Annotated in this window: 11 protein-coding genes; 6 read left to right on the forward strand and 5 right to left on the reverse strand. The window is 57.8% G+C overall.

Features of this window, described 5'->3' with window-relative positions; genetic code table 11:
• The first annotated feature begins 133 nt into the window (after positions 1-133).
• From lpxC to GOV87_RS00250, 4 genes are all read left to right on the forward strand, one after another.
• A complete protein-coding gene (gene lpxC / locus GOV87_RS00235; protein WP_171210426.1) occupies positions 134-1,054 on the forward strand; it encodes a UDP-3-O-acyl-N-acetylglucosamine deacetylase in 921 nt (306 codons plus the stop codon).
• Positions 1,055-1,181: 127 nt separating this feature from the next.
• A complete protein-coding gene (locus GOV87_RS00240) occupies positions 1,182-2,024 on the forward strand; it encodes an outer membrane protein assembly factor BamD (protein WP_171210427.1) in 843 nt (280 codons plus the stop codon).
• Positions 2,025-2,059: 35 nt separating this feature from the next.
• On the forward strand, positions 2,060-3,709 hold the full coding sequence (gene recN, locus GOV87_RS00245; protein ID WP_171210428.1) for a DNA repair protein RecN: 1,650 nt from the start codon (positions 2,060-2,062) through the stop codon (positions 3,707-3,709).
• An 80-nt stretch (positions 3,710-3,789) separates the two neighbouring features.
• Positions 3,790-5,475 (forward strand): chloride channel protein, encoded by a 1,686-nt coding sequence (locus GOV87_RS00250; RefSeq protein WP_171210429.1) that lies wholly within the window; start codon positions 3,790-3,792, stop codon positions 5,473-5,475.
• On the opposite strand, the gene GOV87_RS00255 is transcribed toward GOV87_RS00250, so the two are convergent.
• Positions 5,472-6,839, reverse strand: a complete 1,368-nt coding sequence (locus GOV87_RS00255; protein WP_171210430.1) for a DUF3179 domain-containing protein — start codon at positions 6,837-6,839, stop codon at positions 5,472-5,474. The two genes, GOV87_RS00250 and GOV87_RS00255, sit on opposite strands and share 4 nt — an antisense overlap.
• 239 nt (positions 6,840-7,078) lie before the next feature.
• Here GOV87_RS00255 and GOV87_RS00260 point away from each other — a divergent pair, with 239 nt between their 5' ends.
• Complete coding sequence (locus GOV87_RS00260; protein WP_171210431.1) at positions 7,079-8,704, forward strand: PQQ-dependent sugar dehydrogenase; 1,626 nt, start codon at positions 7,079-7,081, stop codon at positions 8,702-8,704.
• Positions 8,705-9,303: 599 nt separating this feature from the next.
• On the forward strand, positions 9,304-10,629 hold the full coding sequence (locus GOV87_RS00265) for a hypothetical protein (protein ID WP_171210432.1): 1,326 nt from the start codon (positions 9,304-9,306) through the stop codon (positions 10,627-10,629).
• On the opposite strand, the gene GOV87_RS00270 is transcribed toward GOV87_RS00265, so the two are convergent.
• The 4 genes from GOV87_RS00270 to GOV87_RS00285 all read right to left on the reverse strand — a co-directional run bounded on the left by GOV87_RS00270 (position 10,626) and on the right by GOV87_RS00285 (position 15,106).
• Positions 10,626-10,967: a DUF427 domain-containing protein gene (locus GOV87_RS00270; RefSeq protein ID WP_171210433.1), complete on the reverse strand. Its 342-nt coding sequence runs from the start codon at positions 10,965-10,967 to the stop codon at positions 10,626-10,628. The genes GOV87_RS00265 and GOV87_RS00270 overlap by 4 nt on opposite strands.
• A 60-nt stretch (positions 10,968-11,027) precedes the next feature.
• Complete coding sequence (locus tag GOV87_RS00275; protein ID WP_171210434.1) at positions 11,028-12,809, reverse strand: aminopeptidase P family protein; 1,782 nt, start codon at positions 12,807-12,809, stop codon at positions 11,028-11,030.
• A gap of 54 nt (positions 12,810-12,863) precedes the next feature.
• A complete protein-coding gene (gene cobT / locus GOV87_RS00280; protein WP_171210435.1) occupies positions 12,864-14,741 on the reverse strand; it encodes a cobaltochelatase subunit CobT in 1,878 nt (625 codons plus the stop codon).
• Positions 14,742-14,833: 92 nt separating this feature from the next.
• The gene (locus tag GOV87_RS00285) at positions 14,834-15,106 is read right to left on the reverse strand and encodes a hypothetical protein (protein ID WP_171210436.1); all 273 of its coding nucleotides are present in this window, start codon (positions 15,104-15,106) and stop codon (positions 14,834-14,836) included.
• Positions 15,107-15,141: the final 35 nt, after the last annotated feature.

Below are 15,141 nucleotides of genomic sequence, written 5' to 3' on the forward strand. Positions count from 1 at the left end.
GCAGTCTTTTGCCGATCTGTTACATACATGTTTCATTCAGTTACAAAGAGTGAGTTGAGCCTTTTGCCCGTGTTCCTTAACTGAATGTCCAACACGGCCGGGATGGGCCGGACACCACTCACCGAGGTTCACTTTGCAACATACGCTCAAAACTCCGATCACGTTTACAGGCGTCGGGCTGCACAGCGGCAAACCAGCGACGATGGTCCTGAAGCCAGCGGCCGCCGGTCACGGCATCTGGTTCAAGCGGTCGGATATTGAACTGGGCAACGCGCTGATCCCGGCGATCTACGACGTGGTGGAACGCACTCCGCTATGTACCCGTCTAGTGAACGACGCGGGTGTGTCGGTGTCGACCATCGAACATATCATGGCAGCTTTGGCCGGGTGCGGTGTTCATAACGCTCTGATCGAGATTGACGGCCCCGAAGTTCCGATCATGGACGGATCGTCGATCGACTTCGTGCGCGGCATCATGACCAAAGGCGTGCGTCGGCAGGCGAGCCCGGTTCTGGCCTACGAAGTGCTCAAGCCCGTAACAGCGACCCGCGAAGGGGCAAGCGCCTCAATCGCGCCCGCCGATGGCCTGATCATCGACTTCCACATAGATTTCGAAGACGCAGCGATTGGCAGTCAGACCAAGACTTTGGATATGCGTAACGGATCCTTTGCGCGCGAGCTGAGCGATTGCCGTACGTTCTGCCGCCGCACAGACGTAGAAGAAATGCGCGAGAACGGTCTTGCGCTTGGCGGAACATTGGAAAACGCCGTGGTTGTTCAGGGGGACGAAGTGTTGACCCCCGGCGGACTTCGCCACGCTGATGAAGCCGTCCGTCACAAGATGCTGGACGCTCTGGGTGACCTTTATTTGGCAGGAGGGCCGATCCTGGGTCATTTCACAGGCGACAAGTCGGGCCATGCGATGACAAACACCTTGCTGCGCAAACTGTTTGAAACGCCGGGGGCCGTTCGTCCGATCCTTTGCACGCCCGAACAGGCCGCGCGTCTGCCGGGGCAAGGCCTTGTGTGGGACGAAATCCCCGAAGTCGCCTGATTGGATCAACTCTGTCGACAATTGCGCCAGAGGGCTTACTAAGGCGTTTTGCCCCGCAATTATATGTGCTAAACCAAGGCCAAATCCGGGGTTTGCCCCAATAATCAAGACGACAAGGATAGGCGGAATGGTTGGCACCAAAGCGGCAGTCAGATTCGCAGCGGCGATTCTTCTGGCAGCAGTTTTGACGGCTTGCGGCAGACAAGGCGCAGACCGCGATCAGAACCTGGAAGGGTTCACTCCGGAACAGATTTTCACGCGCGGCGAATACGAGCTGTCGCAGAATCGTTCGGATGATGCGGCGTGGTACTTCTCGGAAGTTGAACGTCTGTATCCTTATTCCGATTGGGCCAAACGCGCGCTGATCATGCAGGCGTTCTCATACCATTCGGACAAGAACTATGAAGAAAGCCGGGCGGCGGCGCAGCGGTATATCGACTTTTACCCCACGGATGAAGATGCGGCCTATGCCCAGTACCTGCTTGCGCTGAGCTATTATGATCAGATTGACGAGGTCGGGCGTGATCAGGGCCTGACATTTCAGGCGCTTCAGTCCTTGCGCACGGTCATCGAAGTTTACCCCGACAGTGAATACGCAACGTCGGCGGTGTTGAAATTCGATCTGGCTTTTGACCATCTGGCCGGAAAGGAAATGGAGATTGGCCGGTATTACTTGCGCCAAGATCATTATTCCGCAGCCATCAACCGGTTCCGTGTTGTGGTTGAGGATTTCCAGACCACGTCGCACACCGCCGAGGCGCTGTATCGTTTGATCGAAGCCTATCTGTCGCTGGGTCTGGTGGACGAAGCGCAGTCGGCCGGTGCGATTTTGGGATACAACTATCAGTCGTCCGAGTGGTACGACGCGGGCTACAAGCTGTTGACCTCGCGTGGGCTGGACCTGAAGAGCCGAGGAAATAATTGGCTCAGCCAGATCTATCGCCAGACGATCAAGGGTGAGTGGTTGTAATCGCCATGACCAAAGGCGTGGGACGCTAAGACCCGATGCTGCGCGCCCTCGATATCCGCGACATGCTGATCATCGACCGGTTGGAACTGACGTTTCAACCGGGTTTGAACGCGTTGACCGGCGAGACAGGGGCAGGCAAGTCAATCCTGCTGGATTCGCTCGGCTTCGTTCTGGGGTGGCGGGGTCGGGCCGAACTGGTGCGTCAGGGCGCTGTTCAGGGCGAGGTTGTGGCCGAATTTGAACTGTCCCCGGACCATCCGGCCCATGCAATCTTGGCGGAGGCCGGATTGCCAGCCGGAGAGGAATTGATCCTGCGCCGCGTAAACACAGCCGAAGGGCGCAAGACAGCCTGGGTCAATGACCGGCGCTGCTCGGGCGAGGTGCTGCGGTCGCTATCTGAGACTCTGGTGGAGCTGCATGGTCAGCATGATGATCGCGGATTGTTGAATCCGCGCGGTCACAGGGCCATGCTGGACAGCTATTCGGGCGCTGGTGAGCAGCTTGCCGACGTTCGCACCGCGTGGTCTGAAGTGTCGCGCGCCCGCAAAGCTCTTGCCCAGACCGAGGCTGCTTTGACAGCGATGCGCGCCGAAGAAGAGTTTCTGCGCCATTCGGTAGCCGAACTTGATCAGTTGAACCCGCAACCGGGCGAAGATGCTGATCTGGATGCACGTCGTCGATTGATGCAGGGTGCCGAGCGCATCCGTGACGACGTTGCCCGCGCTTTTGATTTGCTGGGCGGCGACGGCGCAGAGGGCGCGATGTCTGACGCCGTGCGTTGGCTGGAAGGTGTATCCGATAATGCTGGTGGGCAGTTGGAGGAACCGATTGCCGCGTTGGGCCGTGCCTTGATCGAACTGGGTGAGGCACAAGACGGTGTCAGTGCCTGTCTTGACGCGCTGGAGTTCAACCCGGCCGACTTGGAGCTGACCGAAGAGCGTCTTTTTGCTATTCGCGCGCTGGCCCGAAAACACGACGTTGCCCCCGATGATCTGAGTAGCTTTGCCGAGACTTTGCGCGATCGTTTGAACCGGCTGGAAGCAGGGGATGCAGATCTGGCCGATCAGCGCGCTGCGGTTGCGGCCGCGCAGGAGCGCTATGACGCTGCTGCTTCGGCTCTGAGCGCCGCTCGGCAAAAGGCTGCCGTCGAGTTGGACGCAGCCGTAATGGCAGAACTGGCACCGTTGAAAATGGAGCGTGCGGTGTTTCGGACCGAAGTGACCCCAGGTGACCCCGGCCCCGAAGGTATTGACGTGGTTGCCTTCACGGTTGCCACCAACCCGGGCGCCCCGTCCGGTCCGCTGAACAAGATCGCGTCCGGCGGGGAACTCAGCCGATTTCTGCTGGCACTCAAGGTGTGCCTGACCGGGGAAGACAGTGCGCACACCATGATCTTTGATGAGATTGATCGGGGTGTGGGCGGTGCCACGGCAGATGCTGTTGGCCGTCGACTGGCGTCTTTGGCGCATGGCGGGCAGGTTCTTGTGGTGACGCATTCACCGCAGGTTGCCGCCCGAGCCGCGCATCACTGGCGGGTTCAGAAACATGTCACGGACGGTCAGACGCTTTCGACGGTGATCCCGCTGGCTGATCCTGACAGGGTGGACGAAATCGCCCGAATGGTTGCCGGCGATACCATAACTGACGAAGCACGCGCCGCCGCCCGTGCCTTGTTGGACGCATAGCTGCTCACACCCGCGCGATCCGCCTTTTATATGTGCCCACCGTGGCTTAGTAAGGCATATGAATTGATCCCCGAGGGCACATGACTCAGTCGACCCGTACCGTTTTGCGCAACCAGCTCAATCAGGCTCTGGCCGCGATGAAGGATGCGTGGCGGGTGATGCGGCGTCGGGGCCCCAGCCAAATTCAGTTCTGGTTCATTGCTTTGGCCATCGGGATCGCGGCTGGCTTCATGGCGCTGGGATTTCGCAAGGCAATCCGGTCACTTCAGGCCTATGTCTATGACACCGAAGACATCCTGCTGCTGCATAGCCATGCGGAAAAGCTGCCGTGGTTCGTGATCCTGATCACGCCCATCATTGGCGGTCTGGTTGTTGGCATCATCCTGCACAGATTCACCGATGACGGGCGCGTTCGTTCCGTCGCCGACGTGATTGAGGGTGCGGCGCTTACGGATGGCCGGGTTGAACGCAAGGCCGGGATCGCGTCCTTGTTCGCGTCCCTGATTACACTAAGTACGGGCGGATCGACGGGCCGCGAAGGTCCGGTGGTGCACATGGCCGGTGTCATCTCGACATGGGTCAGCGACCGTATTAACGCCGACGGCATTACCGGGCGCGACCTGTTGGGATGTGCGGTTGCGGCCGCAGTATCGGCCAGCTTCAATTCTCCGATCGCGGGTGCGCTTTTCGCGCTCGAGGTCGTCTTGCGGCATTTTGCGGTGCATGCATTTGCGCCGATCGTCATCGCGTCGGTCGCGGGCACGGTGATCAACAGGTTGGAATATGGCGACGTCACCGAGTTCGTTCTGGAAACGCCCGGCTCGCTGCAATTCTATGTCGAGTTACCCGCATTTCTGATCCTTGGCCTGATCTGCGGGCTGGTTTCCCTGCTGCTGATGCGATCAATCTTTTTCGCCGAGGACTTCGGCAACCACATTCAGGCCCGATTGTCCCTGCCGCGTTGGTTGCGGCCAGCCGTGTCGGGCGCGATGCTGGGGCTTCTGGCGATCTGGTTCCCGCACATCATCGGGGTTGGATACGAAACCACGGTCCGTGCCTTGACCGGAGATTTGGTGCTTTCCGCTGCTATTGTCTTTGCCGTGGTCAAAACCGTTGCGTTGGCCATTACGATGGGCGGACGGATGGGGGGCGGGGTGTTCTCGCCTTCGCTGATGATCGGCGCGTTGACCGGGTTGGCCTTCGGCCTTGTCGCGACGGGTCTACTGCCGGATGTATCTGGCACGCATACTCTCTATGCGTTTGCGGGGATGGGGGCCGTTGCCGCCGCGGTGCTGGGTGCGCCGATATCGACCACGATGATTGTTTTTGAACTGACCGGAGACTGGCAAATCGGTCTGGCCGTAATGGTTTCGGTGTCCATGTCGACCGCGCTGGCCTCGCGCTTAGTCGACAGATCGTTCTTCCTGACACAGCTTGAGCGCCGCGATGTCCACCTGGCCGCTGGCCCGCAGGCTTATCTGTTGGCGATGCTCCGCGCCGGATCAGTGATGCGCCCGATCGGTGATCCACGGTCAATCACCAAGGACGAAGCACAGGAGCTGATAGAACAAGGCCTGTGCGTTCAGGCCAGCGCCACGTTAGAGGCCGCGATGCCTTACTTCGACCGGGTGGACATCCCGTGCATTCCGGTCGTCGTGGTGGATGAGGACGGCTGCGAAAACCCTGTTGGTGCCCTGTATCACATTGACGCGCTCAAAGCCTATAATCGGGCTTTGGCGGCGACGGCGGCCGAGGAACATTCTTAACCGGGATACACAGTCGCGGCGTCCCCCAGATAGTTGTCCCACGCAAACCAGTACGAGATATGTCCCGCGACGCGTGGCAACCGGGTGCCGTCAGGCCCGATCAAGGCCTCTTCGGTCATTGTCCATTTCCGGCCCGCCTGATCAACCAAACCGCTGTCAGACGCCGTGAATTGGTTTGACTTCCTCTCGTAGGCCCGGACCGCGCGCTTGTCTGGGTTTCCGACCAAAACCAGCGCCTTGTTGTCGATTGCGTCATTGATCACGCGGGTCTTGCTGAACGCGTACAAAGGCCAGGCCCGCGCCGCGCCAAATTGACGAATGGCGAACACATAGTCCTTCTGCTGATGTCTGGATTGATCGACCAGCGCCGGGAACATCAACTCGGGCGATGCGAAGTAATCGCGATAGACTACGCCCGATCCATAGTTTCTGCGGTGCCCGGTTTTGAGGGACAGAACCTTGGTGTCCGGGTGCGAGGTTTTCCAGCTTTGCCATGTGGTGATCACAACTGGTCGCTGCTTCAGTTCAATCCCGCTGCTGACCAAGGGGCCAACAACCGGTTTGCCGGTGTACTGGTTCCATAACGAGTGTGTCTCGCGGTCGAACATCAGCTTGTTCGAGCGGTATAGAAAACCTGATGAGCCAAAGACCAGAGGCTTGCTCCGCCCGGCCACTTGCGTATCAAATAGAATTCCAGAACCACACAGCGTACAATAGGCCAGCGCGACAGGTACGCCGCCGATGACTTCATTGAACATTTCGTGCCAGCCCATAATCCGTAACGGATAGGCGCGTGTGTCTCCGTTGATCGAGACCCCGAAAACCAGATCGCTGTCTTTCAGGTATTCCGCCCGAGACACCGGCACCAGTGTCGGATTATCCAGAGATGGGATACCATCCTTGTGAACCCCACCCCAAGTGATCTCTTCCAGCCGGATTTTCATCTTCTCGGGCTGAAGGTATTCAGGGCGCAGAAAATCGTCGAAATTCGGATCGATTCCCAATAGCACCTCGCGCTTGAATGGGATCAGCGACGGATGTGGGGTCAGTTGCGGGTTGTTCTCTTGCCACAGCATCCAATCGAACCAATCGGTTCCGATAGTCTCGCCCGTAAGATCGCGCATCACGCCGGTGATCTCGTTGCTTCGCTGCCGCCCGTACCGCATCGCGGTCAGCAGGGCAGGGACGACATCCGGATTTCCACGGGCGACCAGATAAGACATACCTTCGGCAAACTCGGAGTTGCTGCCATACAGGGTGGAACGCACCGCCTGCAAAACAGGATCGGATTGTGACCACAACGCTGTGGGCAGGGCAAGCCCGGCCCCAAATGCTCCGACGAAACTGCGGCGGGTGATCGACATGGCGTCCTCCGATGGTGTGTTGTGCCATTTTGCCCGCAAATCGGTTCACTTGCATTGAACAGGCGCGTGAGGAACGCGTGAAGTTTGTTCGATTTGGGGCGTGGTTGAAGTCTATTGACCGCAATCGTTCGCGGGAATTGGCAAGCCGGGTTGATACTGTTGAAGTTTCCGGTTTCTATGAGCCCGAGCAGCACCCGCAGTAATGGCGGATAACAAAAAAACTTGGTTGAGGTCAGGCAATGAGCATTGTGAAACGACTGTTGAGTAGCCCCGTTATCACGGTGACGTTGGCAGGTTCGCTGGGCCTGATGATGTGGGAAGTCCACCAACTGCGCACAAGTCATGTTGGGATAACTCATTCCGCTCCGATCTGGTCTGGGGATCGTGTTGCGCAAGTCGAAACCATTTTCACCGCCCTCAACATGAAAGAACTGGACGTCCCCGTGGACCGTGCGGGCAGCGGTGGTGCGTTGACCAGTTTGGGAAAAGACTTGATCGTCATGACCCATGAAGGCGGGTTTTTCGAAGTCAGCGGCGACGAAGCCGTGACGCTTGATATTGCGCCGCCGCCCAACGGGTGGGAGACCATGCTTGATTTCGAAGAGGCCAACCCGGATTACAACTTTGCGCATTTTTACTTTCGCTATAACGACGTAGACGTCGTCGACGGTAAGCTGATTGTCTCATTCACCGAGTGGGTAGAAGCCGACAATTGCTATCGAACGACCTTGTCCACTGCTCCGCTGAACGGCACCTCTGCCGATGCGGTTTCAATCAGTTCGGATGACTGGACCATTCTATACGCAACGGATCCCTGTCTTGCGCCCAACCCGGACGGGCGCGCGATTCAGGGCCATATGGCAGGCGGTCGGTTCCGTGTCGACGATGATGGAACATTGTATCTGGCCGCTGGCGACTATGCGATGGACGGAACCTATTCGCCGGTGGCGCTGTCGCAGGATCCTGACCAGATGTACGGCAAGGTACTTGCCGTCGATACGGCAACAGGTGAGCACCGCGTTCTCAGTCAGGGTCACTCGAACATGCAGGGGATCGCGTTTGATGCCGATGGCCGATTGTGGACGGTCGAGCATGGCCGTCGCGGAGGGGATGAGTTGAACCTTATTCGTGAGGGGTCAGATTACGGGTGGCCGCAGGTTTCGCTGGGTACGCGGTACAATAAGTTGCCTTTGCCGGATACGCTTGATTACGGACGCCACCCGGAATTCCAGCTTCCAGCCTATTCGTGGTTGCCCTCGGTCGCCGTAAGCTCATTAGCGCCAGTGGACGATTTCCATCCGGCGTGGGACGGTGACATGCTGGCGGGGTCCTTGGCCGGAAACAGCCTGTTCCGCATTCGCACGAACGGCGAAGGCATCCTGTTCGCCGAGCGCATTCCGCTTGGCTTTCGCATCCGCTATGTCCATCAGCATGGAGACACGATCGCACTTTGGACCGACCAGAAAAAGGTGCTGCATCTGACGGTTGGAGAGTTTGATCCAAGCTACCAGTTCGCTGTTGCCAAAATTGGCGATCTTGGTTTGTCGAACAGAACCGCCGGCGCAGTCGAAACCGCATTGGACGGTTGCGCCGAATGTCACGGTTTTGGCGTACTTCCTAGCGCAAGCGCCCCGTCATTGGGCGAGGTCTACGGCAGAAAGATCGCGGGTCTCACAGATTTTGACTATTCGCAGTCGCTTTCGTCGGTCGGAGGAGAGTGGACGCGCGAGCAGTTGGTAGCATTTCTGGACAATCCGCAATCTGTGGCCCAGGACACCTCGATGCCTGACCCGGCGCTGGACGACCCAGAAGTAATTAACGCCTTGGTGGATATCCTGATTTCTCTGCGCGAGCAGGCTGAATAACCTCTGATTTTTGTGTGAAAGAAGGACTCGGGCGCGTCTGAAGCAGCACGGATTTTTGCTTGGAAACAGCAATCGCCGCAAAGTTGGGCTTTGGGCTTTCTTGCGTGCTTAAGAACGCACCGAACCCGTTGTGGAACATGTTCGACGCCCCTTGGAATGGCTTGTTTTCTTGATTCAAACAGTAATTTTCAGCTAGTATCGGCAAAGTTGGCCCGGATAATTTATTGAGTTCAATTGGTATTCGTTCTTCTAAACCGGGTATCCGACACTACGAATACACGTAATTTCAAACGACTAGACGACAAATATACGAACTTGCACCAAGGCTCATGAGATTTGGGGGCAACTTATTATGTTTTTACTGCGTCTCGCTTTGTGTTCATCAAATTACACTACTGCCTCTGCGCGCGCATGGTGTCCGGCGCTTTTGCGGCCGCTTGGCAGAATTTGGGCCATCTATTGCCTGTGGAAGTTCCGAATACTCCGCTCTGAACCTTTCAGATGCGCAGAGTACCCTTTGGTTCACGCCCGTGTTCCGATGAATTGCCGGGGCGGAAAGCGAATTCTAAATCCGGTTTCGTGTAGAAAAGGGTCTTTGCATGCGCGTTTTTGATGCCGCATTGATCGGCGCTGGCCCTGCTGGTTATGCCGCCCTGACCGCGATGAAGGGTTTTTCCGGATCGTTGGTTGTTGTTACGGGCGCGACGTCCAAACCCTTTGAGGGGGGGCCGGCCAAAATAGTTTCGGTTGCTTATGAACGGCGCGAGCCCGCCTATTTGGCCGAACGAACGGCAGTGTCCGGAGATGCCCCTCCAATGTTTGTTGCCGCAGAAATTGGTGGTTTGGCCAATTATTGGGGAAAACAGCTTCAGGTCTATTACAGGGATGACCCTTGGGGACAGGGACGATTCCTTGAAAACTGGCGGGCTTACCGCGAAGCGTGCGACGCAGTACAATCCGATTTTGAAGTGGTTGGCGGCGTTCGTCGGCAGAAACTGGAAAACGGATTTGAAAAAAGCGCACCGCGTCTTCTGACGGGAACCAAGGACGAGCCCGGGTCTGGATTGCGCGCTATGGCAAATGCGGTGGAAAAGCGCCTGCGTGAAATGCCGGATGTCGAAATCCGCAACGGCCGCGTACAGCGTATAGAAACCGAACAGGAACTTGTTCGGTTAGAGCTTGACGACGGTACCCGGATTAAGGCTCGTCGCGTGTTTCTGGCTGCCGGTGTTCTTGGCACGGCAACTTTGCTGGCACGTAGCCTAAGGGCAGCGACCGAGATCAGATTTCGTGATCATGCACCTTACACGATCAATTGCCTCAGGCTCGCCCGTATACTTGGGTCGCCCCGCAGCTATACGAACCGAGGGAATTTCAACGCGCTGACGCTCAAGTGGAAACAAGACGGGCTTTGTAAGCTGTTTGCCTCAGTCTACACGGTGTCCCAAGCCCCGCTGAGTATGCTAACGACTAGGTTTGGTCTGGGGCCTCACTTCCGTGGTCGACGCATTGGACGCATTATTGATTTTGTCCAGCCAGTGCGGATTTGGACACCGAAAACGCTGGTTCAGTTCCACCATTTACCGGGCCAGGACCGGATAGAGGCGATACAGACGCCGAAACCAGATATGGACGAATACTTGCAGCATCTTCTCGACTGGCTCGCCTCTCATGGCGTGCGAAGCGCATTGGGCATCACTGACCCCGGTCAAGGGTTTCACTATCACAGGCTGACCCTTGGGCAGCGTCATGAGCCCGTGGATCAGGTCGTGCGATCTGCTTTCGACGGGAAGGTCCGTGTGATCGACGCATCCTGCCTGCCTGAGATTGGTTGCCCTCCGCATACGTTGACCTCAATGGCGCAGGCGTTTGGGCGTGTCCGTCATGACATGGCGGCTGTCGCGGCGGTGAAAGAGGCGATCTAGATCTGTTCGACCTTGACCGACTCGATCTTGTAAAAGGCAACGTAGCCCTTGATTTCGACGGCTGATGGGATTGGGTCTTCGTAGCTCCTTGCTGCGTTTTCAGTGACAGAGGATTTGTTCACAATCGAAAAATGCGTGGCATCGCCCTTGTGCGGGCAATGCGTGCGTTTTTTGGTGCGATCCAGAAACGCCATGGCAATGTCTGAGCGAGGGAAGTAGATTACAGGGTCAAGATCGCCTTCCAAAAGCTCCAGCGCATTTGTGCTTTCACCAAGGACAGCGCCTCCGGACCGGACGCTCCATTTCCCCGGTGCTTTACGGATTGTGATCTTGGTCATACGTATTCCATCCCTTTGTTCTGGGCTTCTCCTCTGCCCGGTGTTTGTAACAGTCCGGTGTCAGACCGGCCCGGTTGCGGCATCCAACCACAGCTGCGCCTCTGCGCCCAGCCTAGGCCTGATTTTTTCCGCAACGTCGCGGTGATAGGCGTTCAGCCAATCGCGTTCGTCAGTGGTAAGCATCTCGACCACAATCAACCGTTGGTCAATCGGGACAAAAGTCAGAGTACGCCAGTTCAGCATCGCGCGTTCGGCATCACCACCGGGCAGGGCGGGCGCCTCTTGCACAGCCACCAGATTTTCGATCCGGATTCCGAAAGCGCCCTCGCGGTAGTAGCCAGGTTCGTTCGACAGGATCATACCGGGTTGGAGCGGGACAGAACTGACACGCGACAGACGCTGGGGGCCTTCGTGAACGCTTAGATAAGCGCCGACCCCGTGGCCGACCCCGTGATTGAAATCCTGCCCCGCCGCCCAGAGCGGCGCGCGCGCAATGCATTCAATGTCGCGCCCTGCCAAACCAACGGGCCAGCGCAACATGGACATGTTAATCATGCCCTTCAACACGCGGGTGAAGCAGGTTTTTTCCTCTTCGCCGACCTCTCCGACGGCGATGGTCCGGGTGATATCTGTCGTACCATCCAAATACTGGCCGCCGCTGTCCAGAACCAGTATGTGTCCGTCTTTTAGCAAGCTGTCGGTTTCTTCGGTCACGCGATAGTGCATGATCGCACCGTTGGGGCCGGTTCCGGCGATCGTGTCGAACGAGATGTCCTGCAGGGCGTTGTCCCTGCGTCGGTTTTCTTCCAGCCGGGTAACGACTTGGGTCTCGGTCACTGTGCCGGGGGTCTGTGCATCCAGCCAGCACAGGGTTTCGACAACCGCTACGGCGTCGCGCAAGTGCGCTTCGGCGCTGCCAGCGATTTCGGCCAGGTTCTTGCAGGCCTTGGGCAGGGCGCACGGGTCGCCGCCGTCAATCATCCGATCTGACAAGATATCCGCTACGGCTTGTGGCAACGTGCCCAGATCGACCTGTACCTTGCCATCAAGCGCAGCGAGGCTGTCCAAGAACGCGTTCGGTTCGTGGATATTCACCCTGTCACCCAGAGGAATGACCAGTTTTTCCTTGGCCATGAACAGATCCACCAGCCCATCGGCATGTAGAATCGCGAATCCGTGTGCCACAGGATTGTAGCCGATATCTGAGCCGCGAATGTTCAACAGCCACATGATCGAGTCCGGCAGGGTAATCACAGCGGCCGAACATCCTGCATCGCGCAGGCCCGTGGCCAAGCGTGTGATTTTGCTTTCTGCGGTTTCTCCAGCGAATTCCAGAGGGTGAGCCTTGACGGGATTTAATGGCGGCTCCGGTTGGTCGTTCCAAACACGGTCGACGAGGTTATCGCTGCGCATCAGTTCGATACCACTGCCGGACAACTCTTTCTGGGCGGCTGAGATCTGCCCGGCGGCGTGCAACCAAGGGTCAAAGCCAACTTTTCCCCCGTTCGGCAGTTGTTCCTTCAACCACGCACTCAGGCCGACTTCGGGCCAAGGCACCGGGGTGAAGTCGGACGCGACCTGTGCCTTGACCTGAGTACGGTAGCGTCCGTCAACAAACACGCCTGCGATGTCTGACAAGGCAACACAAAATCCGGCTGATCCGGTAAATCCGGTCAACCACGCCAGACGCTCGTCCCGTGGGGCGACATATTCTCCCTGATGCGCGTCCGCGCGCGGGATCAGGAAACCATCCAACCCCGCTTGCGCTAGCTCCGTCCGCAGCGCAGCCAAGCGCGGTGGGCCTTGTTCCGGACGTGCGGTCACGGCAAAGGATTGAAACATGTCTCACCTCATTCAGATCGGAGTGCACTCCGTTTAGTTTTAGGATTAGGCGCGTTAGCCTACTTTCCTCATCCCCATGACCCTGGCGCGCGCCCTTGGGTCGCTGTCAAACAGTGCTGCCAATTGCTCGGTCATTGCTCCGGCCAGTTGTTCGACGTCCGTAATTGTAACCGCGCGGTCGTAATAACGCGTCACGTCATGGCCGATCCCGATAGCAAGCAGTTCGACCATCTTGCGCTTCTCAACCATTGCGATCACGTCGCGCAGGTGTTTTTCCAGATAATTTGCAGGGTTAACGCTGAGAGTTGAGTCATCGACTGGCGCACCATCGGAAATCACCATCAAGATCTTGCGCTGTTCACGCCGGGCCATCATCCGACGATGCGCCCATTCCAGCGCCTCGCCGTCGATGTTTTCCTTCAGCAGACCTTCTTTCATCATCAGGCCAAGGTTGGGGCGTGCGCGACGCCACGGAGCATCCGCGCCCTTGTAAATAATATGGCGAAGGTCGTTCAGCCGCCCGGGTTGCTGGGGGCGACCATCGTTCAGCCACGCCTCGCGTGCCTGACCACCCTTCCAGGCGCGGGTGGTGAAGCCCAGAATTTCGACCTTAACATTGCAGCGTTCCAGCGTCCGCGCCAGAACATCAGCGCATATCGCTGCGATCGAGATCGGTCGCCCGCGCATCGACCCGGAATTATCCAATAAAAGCGTCACGACGGTGTCGCGGAACTCGGTATCCTTCTCGATTTTGAAACTGAGCGGAGTTGTCGGGTTCGCGATGACACGTGCCAGACGTCCAGCATCCAAAATGCCTTCCTCACGGTCGAATTCCCACGATCGGTTCTGCTGCGCCTGCAGGCGGCGTTGCAGTTTGTTGGCCAGACGGCTGACCGCGCCCTTCAGCGGTTCAAGCTGTTGATCGAGATAGGCGCGCAGCCGTTCCAACTCGGCGGGTTCGGCCAAATCCTCGGCCTCGATCTCTTCGTCAAAGGTGTTCAGGTAGACTTTGTAATCAGGGTCCGCCTCAGAGGCCGGAGGCGGGGCGGGCGGCTCTAGCGGGGCCTCGCCTTCGGGCATCTCTGCCTCTTCGCCCATCTCGTCGTCGGCCATTTCGTCCATCGAGACCTGGGCCTGAGATTGGTCCTGCTGCTCTTCCTGAGATTGCTCAGGGGTGGCATCGGCTTCTTGTTCATCCTGATCGTCCTGGCCGGTGCTATCAGGATCGGGCTGTTCTTCTGCGTCGTCCTCGGCCTGATCTTCCTGTTCTTCGTCCAGCTCGTCAGGGTCATCCCCCAATTGGTCGCCGTATCCCAGATCCTTGATCATCTGACGGGCAAACTTTGCAAACTCTGCCTGATCCGAGAGAATATCATCGAGGCTTTCAAGCGTTCCCCCAGCTTGTTCTTCGATGAATCCGCGCCAAAGGTTCATGATGTTATCTGCTGCCTGGGGCAGGTCACGACCAGTCGCCAGATGTCGGATCAGATAACCTGCCGCAACGGCCAAAGGCGCATCAGCAGGTTGTTTGCACTGGTCATACCCACGGCGGATAGCTTCGTGTTCAATTTTGACGTCGATATTGGACGCGGTGCCGGGCATGTCCCGTGCGCCCATCGCCTCGCACCGGGCGGTCTCCATCGCTTCGTACAGATCGCGCGCCATATCTCCCGGAGGGGCATAGCGTGCGTGCGTTGCATCGTCGTGGTATTTGCGTTGCAGCGCCAGTGCATCGGCGGTTCCGCGCGCCAGCAGAACCTCTTCGCGAGTCATGCGGCGGCTGACTTGCGGCAGGCGCATAGATTCACCCGACATGCCCGACGGATCGACCGTGTATGAGACGTTCAGCTCGGGATCATCGGCCATCACTTTCGTGGCTTCGGCCAAAGCTTTCTTGAACGGATCAGCGGGGTTATCGATTGGTTTGCTCATCGGCGGCAGGTCCGGTTGTGTTCTGTCCCGGCAACCTAGAACCATTCCGGGGTCTTGACCATAGGGCCAGCCCTGTTTTCATGCAAACAGGGTTACAACAGGACGGCGCGGCACTCGGATATCCGGTGCTCCAATTGGAGTTCAGCCCCAGCGGCGATCCGGGCATCAAAGCTGTAGTCCATATCGGCCAATAGATACGCGACCTCAACCCAGCCACGCACACGCCAGCGTTTGGGCTGATGCTCCTCAACGCCTTCGGACAGTGCCCAAGGCAACACCGCTTCGAGCATCTGGTCAAATTGAACGCGAAGGATCTCTGCCGAATTCGCTTTGCTACCCAAGCGGGCCTTTTGTCGCGCAGCCAATGCTTCGAGCCGTCCTGAACATACGGCAAACAACT

Origin of the sequence: Ruegeria sp. HKCCA5426, assembly GCF_013034585.1 — a bacterium.
In the GTDB taxonomy this organism is placed as follows: domain Bacteria; phylum Pseudomonadota; class Alphaproteobacteria; order Rhodobacterales; family Rhodobacteraceae; genus Ruegeria.